This is a genomic window from Myxococcus sp. AM009 (genome assembly GCF_013372605.1).
Lineage (GTDB): Bacteria > Myxococcota > Myxococcia > Myxococcales > Myxococcaceae > Myxococcus > Myxococcus vastator.
In genome coordinates this window covers 1-477 of the sequence record NZ_JABXEP010000404.1, presented here as the reverse complement: position 1 = coordinate 477, position 477 = coordinate 1, and the positions used below count along the sequence as shown (strand labels likewise).

The window sequence follows — 477 nt, the reverse complement described above, 5'->3', positions numbered from 1 at the left end:
GGGCAAGGCAGCCTCGGAGGAAGTCCTCCAGGGCCACGGTGGGGACGCGGGCGTGCAGCACCTCGCGCTCATGGAACACGGCGGACAATTCTTCTTCGAGCGACACGTCGGCGCGCAGCCGCGGGCGCGTCCGGTCCGTGAGCAGCCGCTCACGGTAGGTGTCGAAACACACGGGGACGACCAGGGTGAAGCGCCCGGCCAGCGCGTCCGGGTGGTGGGACAAGAAGCCCCCTCCCACGGCCACCAGGGCTCCAGCCGGCAGGTCCAGCAGGGCCTGTCGTTCGGCGGTCCGGAACGCTTGCGGCGCTTCGGCCACCCACCTGCGCAGCGGGCGGCCGTGGAGGCGCTCCAGGTGCGCGTCCAGGTCCAGCCCGGGCCGCGCGAGCATGCGGGCCACCATGGGCAACAGGCGCGACTTGCCGGCGCTCCGGTGGCCGGCGAGCACCACCGTCTGTCCGGAGACGGGGAATGGGGAGG

The 477-nt window shown here is 73.2% G+C and carries 1 protein-coding gene; it reads right to left on the bottom strand.

Annotated features, from left to right (window positions below; all coding sequences use genetic code 11):
- Positions 1-477: shikimate kinase (locus tag HV824_RS36110; RefSeq protein ID WP_255208634.1), on the bottom strand; the 477-nt coding region annotated here is incomplete at both ends.